Source organism: Shinella sp. S4-D37 (assembly GCF_040812195.1).
In the GTDB taxonomy this organism is placed as follows: domain Bacteria; phylum Pseudomonadota; class Alphaproteobacteria; order Rhizobiales; family Rhizobiaceae; genus Shinella.
The window spans coordinates 212563-230741 of record NZ_JBFNXL010000003.1 but is presented as its reverse complement, the minus strand read 5'-3'; the positions used below and the strand labels follow the sequence as shown (position 1 = coordinate 230741).

Annotated in this window: 15 protein-coding genes and 3 pseudogenes; 16 read left to right on the top strand and 2 right to left on the bottom strand. The window is 67.6% G+C overall.

Going from position 1 to position 18179, the window contains the following annotated elements; translation table 11 throughout:
* The first annotated feature begins 60 nt into the window (after positions 1 to 60).
* From AB3G45_RS05075 to AB3G45_RS05060, 4 genes are read left to right on the top strand one after another with little or no spacing between them, the layout of a single operon-like run.
* On the top strand, positions 61 to 1026 hold the full coding sequence (locus AB3G45_RS05075; protein ID WP_367829546.1) for an ABC transporter permease: 966 nt from the start codon (positions 61 to 63) through the stop codon (positions 1024 to 1026).
* Positions 1026 to 1922: an ABC transporter permease gene (locus AB3G45_RS05070; RefSeq protein ID WP_367829545.1), complete on the top strand. Its 897-nt coding sequence runs from the start codon at positions 1026 to 1028 to the stop codon at positions 1920 to 1922. Before AB3G45_RS05075 ends, AB3G45_RS05070 begins: the two co-directional genes overlap by 1 nt.
* Position 1923: 1 nt before the next feature.
* Positions 1924 to 3639 (top strand): dipeptide ABC transporter ATP-binding protein, encoded by a 1716-nt coding sequence (locus tag AB3G45_RS05065; protein WP_367829544.1) that lies wholly within the window; start codon positions 1924 to 1926, stop codon positions 3637 to 3639.
* A gap of 13 nt (positions 3640 to 3652) precedes the next feature.
* On the top strand, positions 3653 to 5095 hold the full coding sequence (locus tag AB3G45_RS05060; RefSeq protein WP_367829543.1) for an amidohydrolase family protein: 1443 nt from the start codon (positions 3653 to 3655) through the stop codon (positions 5093 to 5095).
* 63 nt (positions 5096 to 5158) lie between these two features.
* Here the strand turns inward: AB3G45_RS05060 and AB3G45_RS05055 are convergent.
* Positions 5159 to 5493 (bottom strand): annotated as a pseudogene (locus tag AB3G45_RS05055) (aminotransferase class I/II-fold pyridoxal phosphate-dependent enzyme); the annotation flags it as partial.
* Here AB3G45_RS05055 and AB3G45_RS05050 point away from each other — a divergent pair.
* The 7 genes and pseudogenes from AB3G45_RS05050 to AB3G45_RS05020 form a co-directional block, all read left to right on the top strand.
* Positions 5464 to 5631: pseudogene (locus AB3G45_RS05050) on the top strand (FAD-dependent oxidoreductase); the annotation flags it as partial. The pseudogenes AB3G45_RS05055 and AB3G45_RS05050 overlap by 30 nt on opposite strands.
* A gap of 162 nt (positions 5632 to 5793) precedes the next feature.
* Positions 5794 to 5943 (top strand): annotated as a pseudogene (locus AB3G45_RS05045) (phosphate acyltransferase); the annotation flags it as partial.
* A 191-nt stretch (positions 5944 to 6134) separates the two neighbouring features.
* Positions 6135 to 6974 carry a DMT family transporter gene (locus tag AB3G45_RS05040; RefSeq protein WP_367829858.1) on the top strand — a complete coding sequence of 280 codons (840 nt, stop codon included), beginning with the start codon at positions 6135 to 6137 and terminating at the stop codon, positions 6972 to 6974.
* A gap of 182 nt (positions 6975 to 7156) precedes the next feature.
* A complete protein-coding gene (locus AB3G45_RS05035; RefSeq protein WP_367829542.1) occupies positions 7157 to 8071 on the top strand; it encodes an ABC transporter permease in 915 nt (304 codons plus the stop codon).
* Positions 8072 to 8074: 3 nt separating this feature from the next.
* Positions 8075 to 9001, top strand: coding sequence for an ABC transporter permease (locus AB3G45_RS05030; RefSeq protein ID WP_367829541.1), 927 nt, complete (start codon positions 8075 to 8077; stop codon positions 8999 to 9001).
* A complete protein-coding gene (locus AB3G45_RS05025) occupies positions 8994 to 10628 on the top strand; it encodes an ABC transporter ATP-binding protein (RefSeq protein WP_367829540.1) in 1635 nt (544 codons plus the stop codon). The genes AB3G45_RS05030 and AB3G45_RS05025 overlap by 8 nt, the downstream gene beginning before the upstream one ends.
* On the top strand, positions 10625 to 11572 hold the full coding sequence (locus AB3G45_RS05020; protein WP_367829539.1) for a 2-hydroxyacid dehydrogenase: 948 nt from the start codon (positions 10625 to 10627) through the stop codon (positions 11570 to 11572). The genes AB3G45_RS05025 and AB3G45_RS05020 overlap by 4 nt, the downstream gene beginning before the upstream one ends.
* A gap of 9 nt (positions 11573 to 11581) precedes the next feature.
* On the opposite strand, the gene AB3G45_RS05015 is transcribed toward AB3G45_RS05020, so the two are convergent.
* The gene (locus AB3G45_RS05015; RefSeq protein ID WP_367829857.1) at positions 11582 to 12295 is read right to left on the bottom strand and encodes a GntR family transcriptional regulator; all 714 of its coding nucleotides are present in this window, start codon (positions 12293 to 12295) and stop codon (positions 11582 to 11584) included.
* 145 nt (positions 12296 to 12440) lie between these two features.
* On the opposite strand from AB3G45_RS05015, the gene araD reads away from it, so the two are divergent.
* The 5 genes from araD to AB3G45_RS04990 all read left to right on the top strand — a co-directional run bounded on the left by araD (position 12441) and on the right by AB3G45_RS04990 (position 18062).
* Complete coding sequence (gene araD, locus AB3G45_RS05010) at positions 12441 to 14177, top strand: L-arabinonate dehydratase (RefSeq protein ID WP_367829538.1); 1737 nt, start codon at positions 12441 to 12443, stop codon at positions 14175 to 14177.
* A 10-nt stretch (positions 14178 to 14187) separates the two neighbouring features.
* A complete protein-coding gene (locus AB3G45_RS05005; RefSeq protein ID WP_367829537.1) occupies positions 14188 to 15378 on the top strand; it encodes a mandelate racemase/muconate lactonizing enzyme family protein in 1191 nt (396 codons plus the stop codon).
* 9 nt (positions 15379 to 15387) lie between these two features.
* Positions 15388 to 16098, top strand: coding sequence for a ribonuclease activity regulator RraA (locus AB3G45_RS05000; protein WP_367829536.1), 711 nt, complete (start codon positions 15388 to 15390; stop codon positions 16096 to 16098).
* 153 nt (positions 16099 to 16251) lie between these two features.
* Positions 16252 to 17157 (top strand): 5-dehydro-4-deoxyglucarate dehydratase, encoded by a 906-nt coding sequence (locus AB3G45_RS04995; protein WP_367829535.1) that lies wholly within the window; start codon positions 16252 to 16254, stop codon positions 17155 to 17157.
* On the top strand, positions 17157 to 18062 hold the full coding sequence (locus AB3G45_RS04990) for a dihydrodipicolinate synthase family protein (RefSeq protein ID WP_367829534.1): 906 nt from the start codon (positions 17157 to 17159) through the stop codon (positions 18060 to 18062). Before AB3G45_RS04995 ends, AB3G45_RS04990 begins: the two co-directional genes overlap by 1 nt.
* Positions 18063 to 18179 lie beyond the last annotated feature (117 nt).

The window sequence follows — 18179 nt, the reverse complement described above, 5'->3', positions numbered from 1 at the left end:
AGCGAAACGGCCCGGTTTTTCGCCCGTTTGGAGGCCTGATCGCTCGCAAGGACTATTCCGATGTTCAGACTTTTCTCGATGAGGCTGCTTCAGGCCATCCTCGTGATGATCGCCGTCACCGCCATCGCCTTCGTCATGTTCCGCTTCGTCGGCGATCCGATCTCCTCCATGGTGCGCGAAGGCGCGACCCAGGCGGAGAAGGAGGCGCTGCGCATGGCGCTCGGCCTCGACAAGCCGATCCTCACGCAGTTCGTCGATTTCGTCGGCCAGGTGCTGACCGGCGATCTCGGCACGAGTTTTCGCTACCAGCAGCCGGTGGTGAGCCTGCTGATGAGCCGGCTGCCCGCCACGCTGGAACTCGTCATCGTCGCGACGTTCCTGGCGCTCGCGGTCGGCATTCCGCTCGGCGTCCTCTGCGCCCTGAAGCCGCATTCCTTCCTGTCGCGGCTCACCCAGGCGACGACGCTGGTCGGCATCTCCATGCCCACCTTCGTCACCGGCCTGCTCTTGATCCTGGTCTTCGCCGTCAACCTGCGCTGGCTGCCGTCCTCCGGCCGCGGCGATCTGGTCGATCTCGGCTTCTGGCAGACGGGGTTCCTCAGTCTTTCAGGGCTGAAGTCGCTGATCCTGCCGTCGATCACGCTGGCGCTCTTCCAGCTGACCCTGATCATGCGGCTGGTGCGTTCGGAGATGATCGACGTCCTGTCGTCGGACTATATCCGCTTCGCCTTTGCCCGCGGCCTGCCGCGCGCCTATATCTACGGCCGGCTTGCGCTGCGCAACGCGCTGATGCCGGTCGTCACCGTCACCGGCCTGCAGATCGGCCAGCTCATCGCCTTCGCCATCGTCACCGAGACGGTGTTCCAGTGGCCGGGCATGGGCCTGCTCTTCACCAATGCCGTCGGCTATCCCGATGTGCCTGTTCTTGCCGCCTACCTGCTCTTCGTCGGTTTCCTCTTCGTCATGATCAACATGGTCGTCGACATTCTCTACACCTTCATCGATCCGCGCCTGAGGACACGATAATGGCCACGCAATCCCTGATGCGCCGGCTGCCGCCGGTTTCCGTGATGATCGCCGGCCTGGTGCTCGCCAGCATGCTCGTGCTCGTCCTCTTCGCTCCGCTGATCGCGCCGATGGATCCGCGCGACGTCTCCTCCTATTCGCTGATCGACATGGAGATCCCGCCCGCCTTCATGGACGGCGGCGATCCGCGCTTCCTGCTCGGCACGGACAACCAGGGCCGCGACCTCGTCTCGGTCATCCTGTTCGGCCTCAGGATCTCCGTCGTCATCGGCCTCGGCGCGGTGCTCTTCGCCGCCGCGCTCGGCGTGGTGCTCGGCCTTGTCGCCGGTTTCTTCGGCGGCCTCATCGACAATGTGGTGATGCGCATCGCCGACGTGCTGGTCAGCTTCCCGACGATCCTCGTCGCGCTCCTCGTCAGCGGCATTGCCCGCGCGCAGCTCAGCGCCGACACGATGCTCACCTGGGCGCCGCTCGTCCTGATTTTCTCGATCGCCATCAACGAATGGGTGCAATATGCCCGCACGGTGCGCGCCTCCACCATGGTGGAGGTCGCGCGCGACTATGTGCGCGCCGCCAAGGTGATCGGCCTGCCGCCCGGCCGCATCATGGGCCGCCATATCCTGCCGAACGTCATGAGCTCGGTCATGGTCATCGCCACCATCAACCTTGCCGGCGCGATCCTGACGGAGGCGACGCTCTCCTTCCTCGGCGCCGGCATGCCGCCGACCTATCCCTCGCTCGGCACGCTGATCCGCATCGGCAACCAGTTCCTGTTCTCCGGCCTCTGGTGGATCGCCGTGATGCCGGCGGCCGTCCTCGTCATCCTCGTGCTCGCCGTCAACGTGATCGGCGATTATCTGCGCGACCGCTTCAACCCGAAACTGATGGCCCGCTGAGATGACCGACACCCAGACCCCCGTCCTCGACATCCGGCAGCTGCGCGTCGAATATCCGCTGGCCAATGGCGATACGCTCGTCGCCGTGAAGGATATCGACCTTCTCATCCGCCCCGGCGAGATCCATGCCCTCGTCGGCGAATCCGGCGCGGGCAAGACCACTGTCGGCAATGCGCTGATGGGCCTCCTGCAAGCGCCCGGCAAAATCGTCTCCGGCTCGATCGAAATCGCCGGCAAGCCGATCGACCTGCGCACCGGCCGGACCGAGGGCATCGTGCCCGGCCGCGATGTCGGCGCGATCTTTCAGGACCCGATGACGAGCCTCAACCCGCTCTTCACCGTGGAAAGCCAGCTTTGCGAGGGCATGCTGGCGCATCTGAAGCTCTCCCGCCCGCAGGCGAAAGCCCGCGCGCTGGAGCTGATGAAGGCCGTCGGCATTCCCGAGCCCGAACGCCGGCTCGGCTCCTATCCGCACCAGCTTTCCGGCGGCCAGCGCCAGCGCGTCGTCATCGCGACGGCGCTCGCCTGCGGCCCGCAGCTCATCGTCGCCGACGAACCGACGACCGCGCTCGACGTGTCCGTGCAGGCGCAGATCCTCAAACTGATCCGCGATCTTGCGGACCAGCGCGGTGTCGGCGTGCTGCTGGTGACTCACAATATGGGCGTCGTCGCCGAGATCGCCGACCGCGTCACCATCATGCAGAACGGCGCGGTGGTGGAAAGCGGTTCGGCGCATGCGGTGCTGACCGCGCCGAAGGCGCCCTATGCCCGCACGCTGATCGCCGCCGTGCCGCCGATCGAAACCCGGCTCGAACGCCTGCCGGTGCCGAGCGAGGAAACGCAGGTGACGCTCGATGCGCGCGCCAATGTGCGCAGCAAGAGCACGCGGAGCGAAACGGGAAGCCGCGACGAGGTGGTGCTCTCCGTCAAGGACCTCGTGATCGAATATGGCGGGCGCTCGCTGATCCCCGGCCGGAAAAGCTCGGTCTTCCGGGCGGTGAAGGGCGTTTCCTTCGATGTGCGCCGTGGCGAGATCTTCGGGCTGGTCGGCGAATCCGGCTGTGGCAAGACCACCGTCGCCAACACCATCGCCGGCCTCGTCGCCCAGAGTTCCGGCACCATCGATTTTCAGGGCACGGCGCTCGGTGCGAAACGCGAGAAGTCCGTCCGCCAGTCGCTGCAGATGGTGTTCCAGGATCCCTATTCGGCGCTCAATCCGCGCCTGCGCATCAATTCCGCCATCGCCGAGCCCATCCTGTTCTACAAGCTCGCCGCCAATGCGGAGGAGGCCCGGCAGGACGCAAGGACGCTGCTGGAGGCGGTGGGCCTGCCGGCCGATGCCGGTGGACGCTTCTCGCACGCCTTTTCCGGCGGCCAGCGCCAGCGCATCGCCATTGCCCGCGCGCTCGGGCCGCGCCCGTCGCTGCTGATCTGCGACGAGCCGACCTCGGCGCTCGACGTGTCGGTGCAGGCGCAGCTTCTGAACCTCCTGAAGGACCTGCGCGACCTTGCCGGCCTCTCCATGCTGTTCATCAGCCACGACCTCGCGGTGATCCGCCAGATGTGCGACCGCATCGCCGTGATGAAATCGGGCGAGATCGTCGAACTGGCGCAGACCGAGGCGCTGTTCACCGCGCCGCAGCACGACTACACCAAGGAACTGCTGCGCCTCGCGCCCTCGCTCGACCGCATCCTTTCGCGGCAGGCCGCGGAATAAACCGGAGACCGCCATGGCCGATATCCTCATCAAGAACGGCGTGGTCATCGCCATCGATCCGGAGCGCCGCATCATCCCCGACGGCGCGGTGGCGATCACCGGCGACCGCATCGTCGCCGTCGGACCGACCGCTGAGGTGGAGGCTGCGCATCCGGCCCGCGAGGTCATCGATGCGCGCGGCATGGCGATCATGCCGGGTTTCGTCGACGCCCATGCCCATGCCGGCCACGGGTTGATCAAGACGCTGGGCGGCGGCAGGAGCGATCCGTGGTATCAGGCGTGCCGCGGCGCCTATACGGTCGGCTCGACGCCGGACTTCTGGTTCGCCGAAGCGCAGCTTGCCGCGCTGGAGCGCCTGCGCTTCGGTGTGACGACCGGCGTCTCGTTGCTTGGGGGCGGGGATTCCGTCATGCGCACGGACGAGCCGGTCTATGGCGATGCCCATATGGAGGGCGTGCTCGGCATCGGCACGCGCTCCGTGGTCGCCGTCGGCACGACGCGCCCGCCGCATCCCTTGACCTATGCGCGCTGGGACGGCGAGACGCGCACGGACTATCCCGTCTCCTTCGACCGGCAGTTTGCCACCTGCAAGGCGCTGATCGACCGCTGGCACGGCAGCAATGACGGCCGCCTGCATCTCGCCCTGCTGACGCCGACGCTGCATCGGGGCTATCGGGATGCCGCCAGCGCGGACGAGGCCGTCGCCCAGTCGCGCGCGGTCAAGCGCTATGCCGAGGAGCGCGGCCTCGTCTTCACCCAGGACGGCCACACCGCGGGCAGCGTGCGCATCGCGCACGAGATCGGCATTCTCGGCCCCGGGACGTTGCTCTCCCATGCGACGGGCCTCGATGAGGAGGAAATCGCGATCTGCGCGGGGACCGGCACGACCATCGTGCACAATCCGAGCGCCGTCGCCGCCATCCTGGCGCGCTGCCCGGTGACCGAACTGCTGGATGCGGGCGTCACCGTCGCCATCGGCTCGGATGCGACGGCGCCGGACCGTTCGGCCGACATGTTCCGCCACATGCAGCAATGCATGCACTACCATCGCACCCATTTCCACGATCCGAGCTGGTTGCCGCCGGGCAAGGCCCTGGAAATGTGCACCATCGACGCCGCCCGCGTGCTCGGCCTCGAAGCCGAGATCGGCTCGCTGGAGCCGGGCAAGAAGGCGGACGTCATCCTCGTCGACCTGCGCCGCCCGCATCTCTACCCGGCCCACATGCCGGAATTCCGCGTCACCTGTTTCGCCAATGGCAATGATGTGCACACCGTGCTTGTCGGCGGCAAGGTGCTGCTGCGCGACCGGGTGCCCCTCCATGTCGATCAGGATGCCGTGCTCGACGCGGCGCAGCGCGAGGCCGAGCGCATGATCGACCGGCTCGACCTCGGATACGCGCTGGAAACGCCGCGCATGTTCTGGGGCCACAGCCGGGACCTCGACGTGCTCGACTGAGGATTTGCGCCGACCTCAAGCCTCCATGAGGCGATCGATGCCCGCCCTGATGCGTAGACGCCCTCGACGATGTTGGCGCATGCGGTGCAGCACGGCGTCGTAATGGCCGAGCGCCAGGAAATAGGCGCGCGCCTCGCGGATGAAGGGGGGGCGGGCGCGACGAGATAGCCGAGCCGCCGCCCTGGGAAGAGCGACTTCGAGAAGCTGCCGATATAGAGCACGCGCCCCGTGGAATCGAAGGCCTTCAGCGCCGGTGAGGGCGGGGCGAGATAGCTGATCTCGAACTCGTAGTCGTCCTCGACGATGACGAAATCCTTCTCCGCCGCCGCCTGGAGCAGCCGCGTGCGCCGGTCGATCGGCACGGTGGCGCCCGTCGGCGAATGATGGCTCGGCGTGAGGTCGCCGGCAAGGGCGCCGGCCTCGACCTTCCCATCTTCACCTCTCCGCTGCCGAGCCACGGCCTGCTGACGCCGTTCCGCCGCCTCGGCCAATGGGGCATGTGCCGCGGGTACTACCTGCGCGACGAAATCCTCTAATCCATTGAAATCAGAAAGGAACCCCGCCATGAAGATGACCACATAGGAAGCCTTCGTCAAGGTTCTGCCGATGCACGGCCTCGGCTCGGCCACGATGCCGGTGTCGGACCTGTTCCCGAAGGCTGGCATCCGGTTCTGGAACTGCGCGCGCGCACGAGACTGATCGCCCAGCGCATCGGCGGTGCCGCTGCCATCGGCCCGATCCTGCAGGGCCTCGCCAGGCCCGCCAACGATCTCCCGCGCGGCTGCAACGCCGACGACGTCTTCCACATGATCGCCGTCACGGTGGTGCAGGCCGGCGCCGGGCCATGACAGAGCCGCTCTTCCGTACTAATATTCTTATATTTTAGTATGGATCATGGCGCTGCCATGCCGTAAGTTCTCCTCCGCAAAGATCTATGCGGAGGAGAGGCCATGGCGTTCCACATCCAGGACAGGGCGGCGGGTCGTTCTGCGTGAAGGCGCCGGTGCCGGGGCCGCGGACGGGCGCGGCGGTGCTCATCATGGTAAGCGCGGCCGTGCTGGCCGGGCTCGACGCAGTGATCGTGCGCTCGCTTGCGGGCGGCGTTCATCCGTTGATCATCGCGTTCTTCCGGGCGCTGTTCGGCCTTCTTGCCGTGCTGCCCTTCCTGTTGCGGCGGCTGGAGCTCACGGCGTCGCCGTACCGGACCCTGCATGTCGTGCGCGCGGGCCTGAAGTTCGCCTCGCTCGTCGCCCTGTTCATCGCCTTCGGCCACGCCCCGCTCGCCGACGCCACGGCGATCAACTTCACCATGCCGATCTTCCTCACGCTCGGCGCCTGGCTCTTTCTCAAGGAGAAGGTGGCGCTGTCCGTGGTCGGCGGCGTGCTGGCCGGCTTCGTCGGCATCGTCATCATCATACGGCCCGGCGCGGGCACGTTCGATCCATGGCTGCTCTTCGCCCTTGCCGGCGCGATCCTGACGGCGGTGAGCCAGCTGATCCTGCGGTGCATGGCGCTGCGCGACACGACCGACCGGCTGGTGGCCTGGAATCTTCTGACCATGGCGCCGCTGGGCCTTCTCGCCGCCCTGCCGGTCTGGACGACGCCGAGCCCGGCGCAACTCGGCCTGCTGGCCCTGCAGGGCGGGCTGGGCGCGCTCAACATGGCGCTCATCACGCGGGCCTTCGCCATGGTGAGCGCGTCGTTCCTCGCCCCACTGGATTTTTTGCGCCTGCCGGTCGTGGCGGTGCTGGCCTTCCTGTTCTTCGGCGAGGTCGCGCCGGCGACGACGTGGATCGGTGCGGCGATCATCTTCGGCGCGGCGCTTCTGGCGGCCGGCGGCGCGCGCTGGCTGCGTCGCCGGAGCCTTGGCGGCGACTGATTTTGCCGAAGGCGAAAAAAGGGTTCCCAAAAATCTCAGATGTACTAATATATTACTTGAGTTGGGTTCGAGGAGACACCGCCGGCCTGGTTGGCAGGCGTGTCGGCGCCGGCGGGACGGCCGGTCGCCAAGGCGGCGACGGGCGGCACGGACCCATGAAATTCTCGCTCGGGAGGAGTGGCATGAAATCATTCATCGGCAAGCGGGCCATAGCCAGCGGTGTTTCGCTGGTGGGGCTCGTCGTCCTGGTATTCTTCCTGTCGAGGCTGACGGGAGATCCGACCGACCTCTACCTGCCGCTCGACGCGTCCGTGGAGATGCGCGAGCAGTTCCGCCAGATGCACGGCTTCAACGACCCGCTGGTCGTGCAGTTCGGCCGCTATGTCGCCGATCTCGTGCAGCTCGATTTCGGCCAGTCGCTGCGCCAGGCGCGGCCGGCGATGGAGGTGGTGCTGGAAGCCTTCTCCTGGACGCTCTGGCTCGCGCTCATCACCATGAGCTGCGTGACGGCGGCAGCGATCGTCATCGGGGCGCTCGCCGCCTTCCGCGTCGGCGGCGTCTTCGACCGGATCGCCACCTTCTTCTCGCTGATCGGCGCCTCCGCGCCCGATTTCTGGCTCGCCATCGTCGCCATCGTCATCTTCGCGGTCAACCTGCACTGGCTGCCGACCTCGGGAACGGGCAGCGCGCTGCACTGGATCCTGCCCGTCAGCGTGCTCTTCATCCGCCCCTTCGGCCTGATCCTGCAGGTGGTGCGCGGCTCGATGATCAACGTGCTCTCCTCGGCCTATGTGAAGACTGCGCGGGCCAAGGGCGTGCGCACGCCGCGCATCATCTTCGTGCACGGCCTGCGCAACGCCATGCTGCCGGTCATCACCGTTATCGGCGACCAGGCGGCGGCGATCCTCAACGGCGCGGTCGTGGTCGAGACGGTCTTCGGCTTTCCGGGCCTCGGCAAGCTGATGATCGATTCGATCCTGCTGCGCGATTTCGCCGTCGTCCTTGCCGTGATCATGGTCTCGGCCCTGGCGATCTTCCTCATGAACCTGCTGATCGACCTCGCCTATGCGCTGCTCGATCCCCGTATCCGGTATTGAGCGATGACCATGACAGAAACGCAAACTCTCTCCGCGCGGAAACCGAACGGTCCGCTGGCCCGCTGGTTCTCCATGCTGTGGGCGGACAAGTTCGCCTTCTTCGCCGCGCTGTTCCTGCTGCTGGCGGTGCTCTGTGCGGTCTTCGGCCCCCTGCTGCTCGAGGCGGTCGCCACGAAGCAGAACCTGCGCGGCCGCAATGCGCCGCCGTTCGACATCGCGCGCGGCTGGCTCTACGTGCTCGGCGCCGACGCGCTGGGCCGACCGCTCCTGGCGCGCATCGTCGTGGCGGCGCAGAACACGATGCTGGTCGCCGGGGCCGCGGTGCTCGCCTCCTCGCTCGTCGGCGGCACGCTGGGGCTGGTGGCCGGCTACAGCCGGCGGTCTTCCAGCCAGTGGATCATGCGGCTCGGCGACGTCATCATGTCCTTCCCCTCGCTGCTGCTCGCCGTCATCGTGCTCTACATGCTGGAGCCCTCCGTCGCCAATATCGTGCTGGTGCTCGCCGTCACGCGCATTCCGATCTACCTGCGCACCACGCGCGCGGAGGTGCTGGAGGTGCGCGAGCGCATGTTCGTGCAGGCGGCGACCGTGATGGGGGCCTTGCACCGACGCATCGTCTTCCGCCACATCCTGCCGGTGATCCTGCCGACGCTGGTGACGATCGCCACGCTCGACTTCGCCTTCGTCATGCTGGCCGAATCCTCGCTCTCCTTCCTCGGCATCGGCATCCAGGCGCCGGAGATCACCTGGGGCCTCATGGTCAGCCAGGGGCGGCCCTATCTCACCAATGCCTGGTGGCTGTCCTTCTGGCCGGGCCTTGCGATCATCCTGACGACGCTGTCGCTCAATCTTCTTTCCAACTGGCTGCGCATCGCGCTCGACCCGACGCAGCGCTGGCGCCTTGAAATGGGAGGCCGCAAGCATGGCTGAGCACCTTCTGGACGTCCGCGGTCTCTCGGTCGAGTTCCACACTGTCGCCGGCACGGTCAAGGCCGTGGAGGACGTGAGCTGGCATCTCGACCGCGGCGAGACGCTGGCCATCCTCGGCGAAAGCGGCTCGGGCAAGTCCGTCTCCGCCTCGGCGATCATGAACCTCATCGACATGCCGCCCGGGAAGATCACCGCCGGTACGATCCTCTTCAACGGCAAGGACATGCTGGCCATGGGCGCGGAGGAGCGCCGGGCGATCAACGGGGCGAAGATCGCCATGATCTTCCAGGATCCGCTTGCCCATCTCAATCCCGTCTATGCCGTCGGCTGGCAGATCCGCGAGATGATGACGACGCACGGCGCCCCGAGGGCCGAGGCGCAGCGCCGCACGCTGGACCTCCTCCAGCGCGTCGGCATCCCGGAGCCCGAGGCGGCGATGCACAAATATCCCTTCCAGTTCTCCGGCGGCCAGCGCCAGCGGCTGATGATCGCCATGGCGCTTGCCTGCAAGCCGGACATCCTCATCGCCGACGAGCCGACCACGGCGCTCGACGTGACGGTGCAGGCCCAGGTCCTGGAGCTTCTGAAGGAGTTGCAGCGCGAGACCGGCATGGGCCTCCTCCTCATCACCCACGATCTCGGCGTCGTCGCCGAGATCGCCGACCGGGTCGTGGTGATGAACAGCGGCCGCATCGTGGAGACCGGCGATGCCGCGGCGGTATACCAGAACCCGCAGCATCCCTATACGCGCAAGCTGATCGACGCGGCGCCCGGCAAGGGGGCGATGCCCGAGGCGCGCGAACGCGCCGGCGAACCGCTCATCCGGGCGGCCGGCCTGCACAAGCGCTACGGCCTCTTCCATGCGCTGAAGGGCATCGACCTTGCGATCATGCCCGGCGAGACCGTGGCGGTGGTGGGGGAGAGCGGCTCGGGCAAGTCGACGCTGGCGCGCGCCATGTTGCGGCTCGACGACCCCGACGAAGGCGAGATCGTCTATCGCGGCAAGGACCTGCTGACGATGGCGCCGCGCGAATTGTTCGGGCTGCGGCGCGACCTCCAGATGGTGTTCCAGGACCCCACGCAGTCGCTCAATCCGCGCATGACGGTGTTCCAGCTTATCTCCGAGGCCTGGGTGATCCATCCGGACATCCTGCCGAAGGCGCGCTGGAAGGAAAAGATGGCCGAACTCTTGGTCAAGGTCGGCCTGAAGCCCGACATGGCTGGGCGCTATCCGCACCAGTTCTCCGGCGGCCAGCGCCAGCGCATCGCCATTGCCCGGGCGCTGGCGATGGAGCCGAAGCTGATCGTCTGCGACGAGGCGGTGTCCGCCCTCGACGTGTCGATCCAGGCGCAGGTGATCGCGCTGCTCGACGGGTTGCGGCGCGAATTCGGCCTCTCCTACCTGTTCATCGCCCATGACCTGCCGGTCGTGCGCGATTTCGCCGACCGGGTCATCGTCATGAGGGCCGGCGAGATCGTCGAGGAAGGCCCGGTCCGGCAGATCTTCGATGCCCCGCGGCATCCCTATACGCGTGCGCTGCTTGCCGCGAGCCTCGATCCGAATCCCGACATCCAGGCCGCCCGACGCGCCGCCCGAAATCTCGAAGAAGGACTTGTCATAGCATGAAACCCGATGTTCTGGTTGCCTATCCGCTTCGCCCGCGCCAGATGGCGCTGCTCGAAGAGGCCTACACGGTGCACCGCCTCGATCTGCTGAAGGGCGAGGAGCGCGAGGCGCTGCTGGCAGACGCCGGCCCGCGCTGCACCGCCATGGTCGTCAACGGCCATGTGGCGATCGACGATGCGTTCCTGGCGCGGCTGCCCGCCCTCCGGATCGCCGCCTGCTCGTCCGCCGGCTACGACCAGATGGATGTCGCGGCGATGACCCGGCGCGGCATCACGCTCACCAACACCTCCGACGTGCTGCTCGACGACGTCGCCGACATGGCGCTGCTCCTGATGCTGGCCGCGCGGCGTCGGCTCGTCGTCGGCGACCGCTATGTCCGCTCGGGCGACTGGGGCCGCAAGGGCATGCTGCCGCTGACGACGTCGACGGCCGGCAAGAGGGCCGGCATCGTCGGCCTCGGGCGGATCGGCCTTGCCATCGCGCGGCGCTGCGAAGCCGTCGGGCTGGCCATCGGCTACTACGGCCGATCGCGCAAGGCCGGCAACGACTACGCCTATTTCGACGACCCGGTGAAGCTGGCCGAATGGGCTGACATCCTGCTCGTGGCGACGCCCGGCGGGGCGGAAACCGAAGGGCTGATCTCGGCCGCCGTCATCGATGCCCTCGGCCCGGCCGGCAGCCTCGTCAACATCGCGCGCGGCACGGTGGTGGACGAGCCGGCGCTGATCCGCGCGCTTCAAGAGGGAAGGATCGCCTCGGCGGGCCTGGACGTCTACTACAACGAGCCCAACCCGGACCCGGCCTTCGCCGCGCTCGACAATGTCGTGCTCTATCCGCACCATGCCAGCGGCACGGAGGAGACGCGCGACCGCATGGCGCAGCTCGTCATCGACAACCTGGCGGCCTTCTTCTCCGGAAGGCCGCTGCTGACGCCGGTGAACTGAGCGCCGGCGTCAGGCGAAGTAGTGCGGAAACTCGTGGCGCAGATCCTCGACCTTGGCGACGGTGCGGCTGAGATGATCGCGGATGGCGGCGATGGCGGCATGCTCGTCGCCCGCCGCGATCGCCTCGACGATCGCGCGGTGGCCGGTGAGGATGTTCATCACCTTGCCCTTCTCCGGAAGGTGCAGGCGGCGGATGCGCTCCAGGTGCCCGGAGCGCTCGCGGATCAACTGGTGCAGGCCGCCGCGCTTGACGCCGGCGAACAGCGTCTGGTGGAACAGCTCGTCCAGTTCCTGGAAAATGACCATCTGGTCGGGGTCGTCGGCGACGGCCTCCTGCATCTTGATGATCGAGCGGGCCCGCGTGACGGTGGAGGCGTCCGGCTCAAGCGCGAGGCGGCGGCAGACCTCGGTCTCCAGCGCCACGCGCAGGAAATGCGCCTCGTAGATCTGCGGCACGTCGATGCGCGTCACGACGGTGCGCGACTGCGGATAGATGCGCACGAGGCCCTCCTGCTTGAGGAGCTGCATCGCCTCGCGGATGGGCGTCTGGCTCACCTCGTAGGTTTCGGTCAGCTCCGTGCGCGACAGGGTGGTGTCCGGCGGCAGCTGGATGGTGATGATGCGTTTGCGCAGGTCGTCGTAGACGCGCTGGACGGTGCTTCCCGCGATGGCGGGGAAACCGGGTGCCGAAAGGCCGAACGTCTGGGCAAGCGATGTCGTCATCATGGTGATCCTTTTTCCCGCAGTGTTATCCGGCGCGCCGCTCATACACAAGAATAGAAATATAGGTGTTGATATAGATGTAAAACTAAAATATTAGTATCGATGTTAAGGCGCGGCCGGGAGGCGGCTGCGGAAGGAGACGGAAATGGCTGGGAGGAAGACCTACGAAGAGCTGCGTTCGGCCCGCTGGATGATGCCGGACGACCAGCGGTCGTTTGGGCACCGGTCGCGGACGATGCAGATGGGCTATGCGCCGGAGGACTGGCAGGGCAAGCCGATCATCGCGATCATCAACACCTGGTCGGACGCCCAGCCCTGCCACATGCATTTCCGCGAGCGGGCCGAATGGGTCAAGCGCGGCATCCTCCAGGCGGGCGGATTCCCGATGGAGCTTCCGGCGCTCTCGCTGTCGGAGAATTTCGTCAAGCCGACGACCATGCTCTACCGCAACCTTCTCGCCATGGAGACCGAGGAACTGCTGCGCTCCCACCCGATCGATGGCGCGGTGCTGATGGGCGGCTGCGACAAGACCACGCCCGCCCTTGTCATGGGCGCCGTCTCGATGGGCATTCCCTTCATCTACCTTCCGGCCGGCCCCATGCTGCGCGGCAACTATGCCGGCAAGACGCTCGGTTCCGGCACGGACGGCTTCAAGTACTGGGACGAGCGCCGGGCCGGCACGATCTCCAAGGAGGAGTGGCAGGGCATCGAGGGGGGCATCGCCCGCAGCTACGGCCATTGCATGACCATGGGCACGGCCTCCACCATGACGGCGATCGCCGAGGCGATGGGCCTGACGCTGCCGGGCGCCTCCTCCATCCCGGCCGCCGACGCCAACCACCAGCGCATGTCGGCCGCCTGCGGCCGCCGCATCGTCGACATGGTCTGGGAGGACCTGACGCCGGACCGGATCATCACGCCCGCTGCGGTCAACAATGCCGTCACCGTGGCGATGGCGACGGGCTGTTCGACCAATGCCATCATCCACCTCATCGCCATGGCGCGCCGCGCCGGCGTTCCGCTGGAGCTGGACGACCTCGACCGCATCGGCCGCACGACGCCGGTGATCGCCAATATCCGCCCGTCCGGCTCGACCTATCTCATGGAGGACTTCTTCTATGCCGGCGGGCTGCGCGCGCTGATGAAGCAGCTCGGCGACAAGCTCGACCCGACCGCGATCACCGTGACCGGCCGGCCGCTGGTCGAAGGGCTCGATGCGGTCAGGATCTGGAACGACGACGTCATCCGGCCGCTCACCAATCCCGTCTACCACGAGGGGTCGCTCGCCGTCCTGAAAGGCAACCTCGCGCCGGACGGCGCGGTCATCAAGCCGGCGGCCTGCGATCCGAAGTTCCACCGGCATCGCGGCCCGGCGCTCGTCGCCGACAGCTATCCCGAATTGAAGAAGATCATCGACGACCCGGACTATCCCTTGACGCCGGAAACCGTGCTCGTCCTGCGCAATGCCGGGCCGCAGGGCGGGCCGGGCATGCCGGAATGGGGCATGATCCCGATGCCGAAGGCGCTCCTGAAGCTGGGCCTGCGCGACATGGTGCGCATCTCGGATGCGCGCATGTCGGGCACCAGCTTCGGCGCCTGCGTGCTGCATGCCTCGCCCGAGGCCTTCGTCGGCGGCCCGCTGGCCCTTTTGAAGACCGGCGACATCGTCGAGCTCGATATCCCGGAGCGCCGCCTCGACATGCTGGTTCCCGAGGCGGAGCTCGCCGCCCGCCGGGCCGCCTGGCGCGCGCCGGAACCCCGCTACGAGCGCGGCTACGGCTTCATGTTCACCAAGCATATCGAGCAGGCCGACAAGGGCTGCGACTTCGATTTCCTGCGCACCGAGTTCGGCGGAAAGACGCCGGAACCCGCCATCAACTGAGGAGGCGAGCGTGTTCGATCCCCATATCCGCGTCATTCCCGCCCAGCCGCCCAAGGCGGGCTTTGCCGCCGGCCCGGCCAGGCAGGACGCGATCCGCTCCGTCACCCTCTCGCTCGCCTACCTGCCGCTCGCCCGGCCCATCAGCGATGCCAAGGTGCTCACCGGCCGCCAGAAGCCGCTGACCGAGGTGGCGTTCCTGTTCTGCGAGATCACCTCGGAGGCCGGCCATAGCGGCCTCGGCTTCAGCTATTCCAAGCGGGCGGGCGGGCCGGGCCTCTATGCCCATGCCTGCGAGATTGCGGAAAACCTCATCGGCGAGGACCCGAACGACATCGCGCGGCTGTGGGAAAAGCTCTGCTGGGCGGGCGCCTCCGTCGGCCGGTCCGGCATCGCAACGCAGGCGATCGCCGCCATGGACATCTGCCTGTGGGACCTCAAGGCCAAGCGCGCCGGCCTGCCGCTGGCAAAGCTGCTCGGCGCCCATCGCGATGCCGTCGCCTGCTACAACACCTCGGGCGGCTTCCTGTCCTCCAGCGTGGAGGAGATCTGCGCGGCCATCGACCGGTCGCTTGCCGCGGGCATCGGCGGCATCAAGATCAAGGTCGGCCAGCCCGACCCGATGGAGGACCTGAGGCGCCTCGACGCGGTGACGCGCCATCTGGCCGGCCGCGCCCCGCTGATGGTCGACGCCAACCAGCAATGGGACCGCACCACGGCGCTGCGCTTCGGCCGTCTGGTCGAGCCGCTCAACCTCGAATGGATCGAGGAGCCGCTGGACGCCTATGACGCGGAAGGGCATGCGGCGCTGGCCCGCGAACTGGCGACGCCCATCGCCACCGGCGAGATGCTGGCAAGCGCCGAAGAGCACATGGCGCTGATCCGGGCGGATGCCGTCGATTTCATCCAGCCGGATGCGCCGCGGGTCGGCGGCATCACGCCGTTCCTGCGCATCTGCACCCAGGCCGAGGCCAGGCGCATGCGCCTTGCGCCGCATTTCGCGATGGAGATCCACTTGCACCTCGCCGCCGCCTATGCGCACGAGCCCTGGGTGGAGCATTTCGACTGGCTCGCCCCGCTCTTCAACGAGGAACTGGAGATCCGGGACGGGCGGATGATCGTGCCGCCGCGGCCGGGCCTCGGCTGCAGCCTGACCGGCAAGGCGCGCGACTGGACCGTTGAAACCCGCCGCTTCGGCGATTGAGGAGGACAGATGAAACCCGAAACCCGTGAAAAGCTGCGGGGCGTTTCCGTCGCCACGCTCTGCTCGGCGCTCTACAAGCGCGGCCTCAGGAACCAGACGATCCAGGATGTGCGTCCCGTCCGCGCGAAGGGGCGCAACATGGTGGGACCGGCCTTCACGCTGCGCTACATGCCGGCGCGCGAGGACCGCAACCCGATGTCCGTCTTCCGCGATCCGAAGCACCCGCAGCGCCTCGCCATCGAGACCTGCCCCGAAGGGCATGTGCTCGTCATGGACAGCCGCAAGGACCCGCGCGCGGCTTCGGCCGGCGATATCCTGATCACGCGGCTGATGGCTCGCGGCGGGGCAGGGGTGGTCACCGATGGCGGCTTCCGCGATTCCATGGTGATCGGCGAACTCGACATTCCCGCCTACCACAACCGCCCCTCCAGCCCGACGAACCTGACGCTGCACGAGGCGATCGACATCAACGTGCCGATCGGCTGCGGCGACGTCGCGGTCTTTCCCGGCGACGTGGTGGTGGGCGACGACGACAGCGTCATCATCATTCCCGCGGAGATCGCCGACGAGATCGCAAACGAGGCCGTCGAGATGACCGCCTACGAGGATTTCGTCGTCGAGCGGGTGAAGGCGGGGCACACGATCATCGGGCTCTACCCGGCGACCGACGAGGCCAACCTGTCGCTCTTTGCCGAATGGCGGGCGGCGAACGGCCGCTAGGCCCGCCGCTAGCTACGGCACCAAGCCATTGCACGGCCGGGACGTCCCGTTCCGGCCGGGAGGACGCGTGCGCCCGGCGATGCCCGTCCTCACTAAAATATCCCGCCGCGCTTCTGCCGGAACACCGGCGCAACCGAACTTGAGGAGAACATCATGATCCACCCGACCGACTTGCGCGAGACCATCCGCAACGGCCTCCTGTCCTTCCCGGTCACGCCCTTCGATGCCGAGGACCGTTTCGCGTCGAAGCCCTTCGCCGCCCATCTCGAATGGCTGTCGTCCTATCCGGTGGCCGGCCTCATCGTGGCGGGCGGAACCGGCGAACTCTTCTCGCTGACGCCGGGCGAGGTGGTCGAGGTCGTGAAGACGGCGCGCGCGGTGGCGGGCGACGCGCCCGTCATCGCCGGCTGCGGCTACGGCACGCGCATCGCCTGCGACCTGGCGCGCGACATCGAGGCGGCGGGCGGCGACGGTATCCTGCTCCTGCCGCACTACCTCACCGAAGCGCCGCCGGAGGGGATCGCCGCCCGCATCCGCGCCGTGTGCAAGGCGACGAACATGGCCGTCATCGTCTACAACCGCGGCCAGGCCCGCGTTTCCGCCGAGCAGCTGGCCAAGCTGGCCGAGGAGTGCCCCAACCTCGTCGGCTTCAAGGACGGCACGGGCGATATCGATACCGTCAGGCGCGTGACGGTGATGCTCGGCGACCGCCTGTCCTATATCGGCGGCATGCCGACGCATGAGCTCTTCGCCCAGGCCTATCGCGGCGCCGGCATGCCGACCTATTCCTCGGCGGTCTTCAACTTCGTCCCCGAGACGGCGCTGAAGTTCCACGCCGCCTTCCTTGCCGGCGACGATGCGACCTGCGCGCAGATGCTGCGCGACTTCTACTATCCCTTCGCGAAGATCCGCGACCGCAAGAGCGGCTATGCCGTCTCCGCCGTCAAGGCCGGCGTGCGCCTGCGCGGCTTCGACGCCGGCCCGGTGCGCGCGCCGCTGACGGACCTTTCCGAGGAAGAGGTCGAAATGATGCGCGACCTCATCGCGTCGGCACGGTGATGGCGGGCGATCTGAGGCAGGCGCTGGGCGGCATTTCGGGCATCCTCGTCACGCCGTTCGACGCCGAGGACCGGATCGCGCCGGATCGCCTAAGCCCGATCCTCGACCGGGCGCTCGCCGCGGGCCTGCATGTGCCCGTGGCGAACGGCAATACCGGCGAATTCTACGCCCTGACCGTTGACGAGGCCGAGACGATGGCCGCTGCGGTCTGCGGTCTCGTCGACGGCCGCGCGCCCGTGGTCGCCGGCGTGGGGCGGTCGGTCAAGGACGCCTGTCGGCTGGCGGCGGCGGCCAGCCGCGCCGGCGCGGCGGGCCTCATGGTGCATCAGCCGCCCGATCCCTTCGCCGCCCCGCGCGGCGTGGTGGACTATGTCGAGCGGGTGGCGGAGGCCGCCGGGGGACTGCCCCTGGTGCTCTACCTGCGCAACGACACCATCGGGACCGCGGCCATCGCCCGGCTCTGCGCCGTGCCCGGCGTCATCGGGGTGAAGTGGGCGACGCCCAACCCGTTGAAGCTCGCCGAGGCCATCGCGGCCTGCGATCCCGGCATCCTCTGGGTCGGTGGGCTCGCCGAGGTCTGGGCGCCGGCGCTCTATGCCGTCGGCGCGCGGGGCTTCACCTCCGGCCTCATCAACATCTGGCCGGAGCGCTCCATCGCCATCCATGCGGCGCTGGAAGCGGGCGACTATGCCGCCGCACGCGGCCTGATCGCCCACATGGCGCCCTTCGAGGTGGTGCGCGCCATGGAAATGAACGGGACCAACGTCACCGGGGTGAAGGCCGCGCTCGCCGCCATGGGCTGCGACTGCGGCCCGACGCGCCCGCCCGCGGCCTGGCCGCTGTCGCCCGACCAACAGACCATCCTGCGGCAGTTCCTGGCCGCAAACCGACTCATCGAAGCTTGAAATAGGAGGTAAACTGGAATATTAGTGTGCATGTGCATTAGTTGATCCGCAATTCGGAGGGGAATTGCCCGGATCGCCATCACGACCCGCAGGTCTGGATTTCATCACAGAAACAGG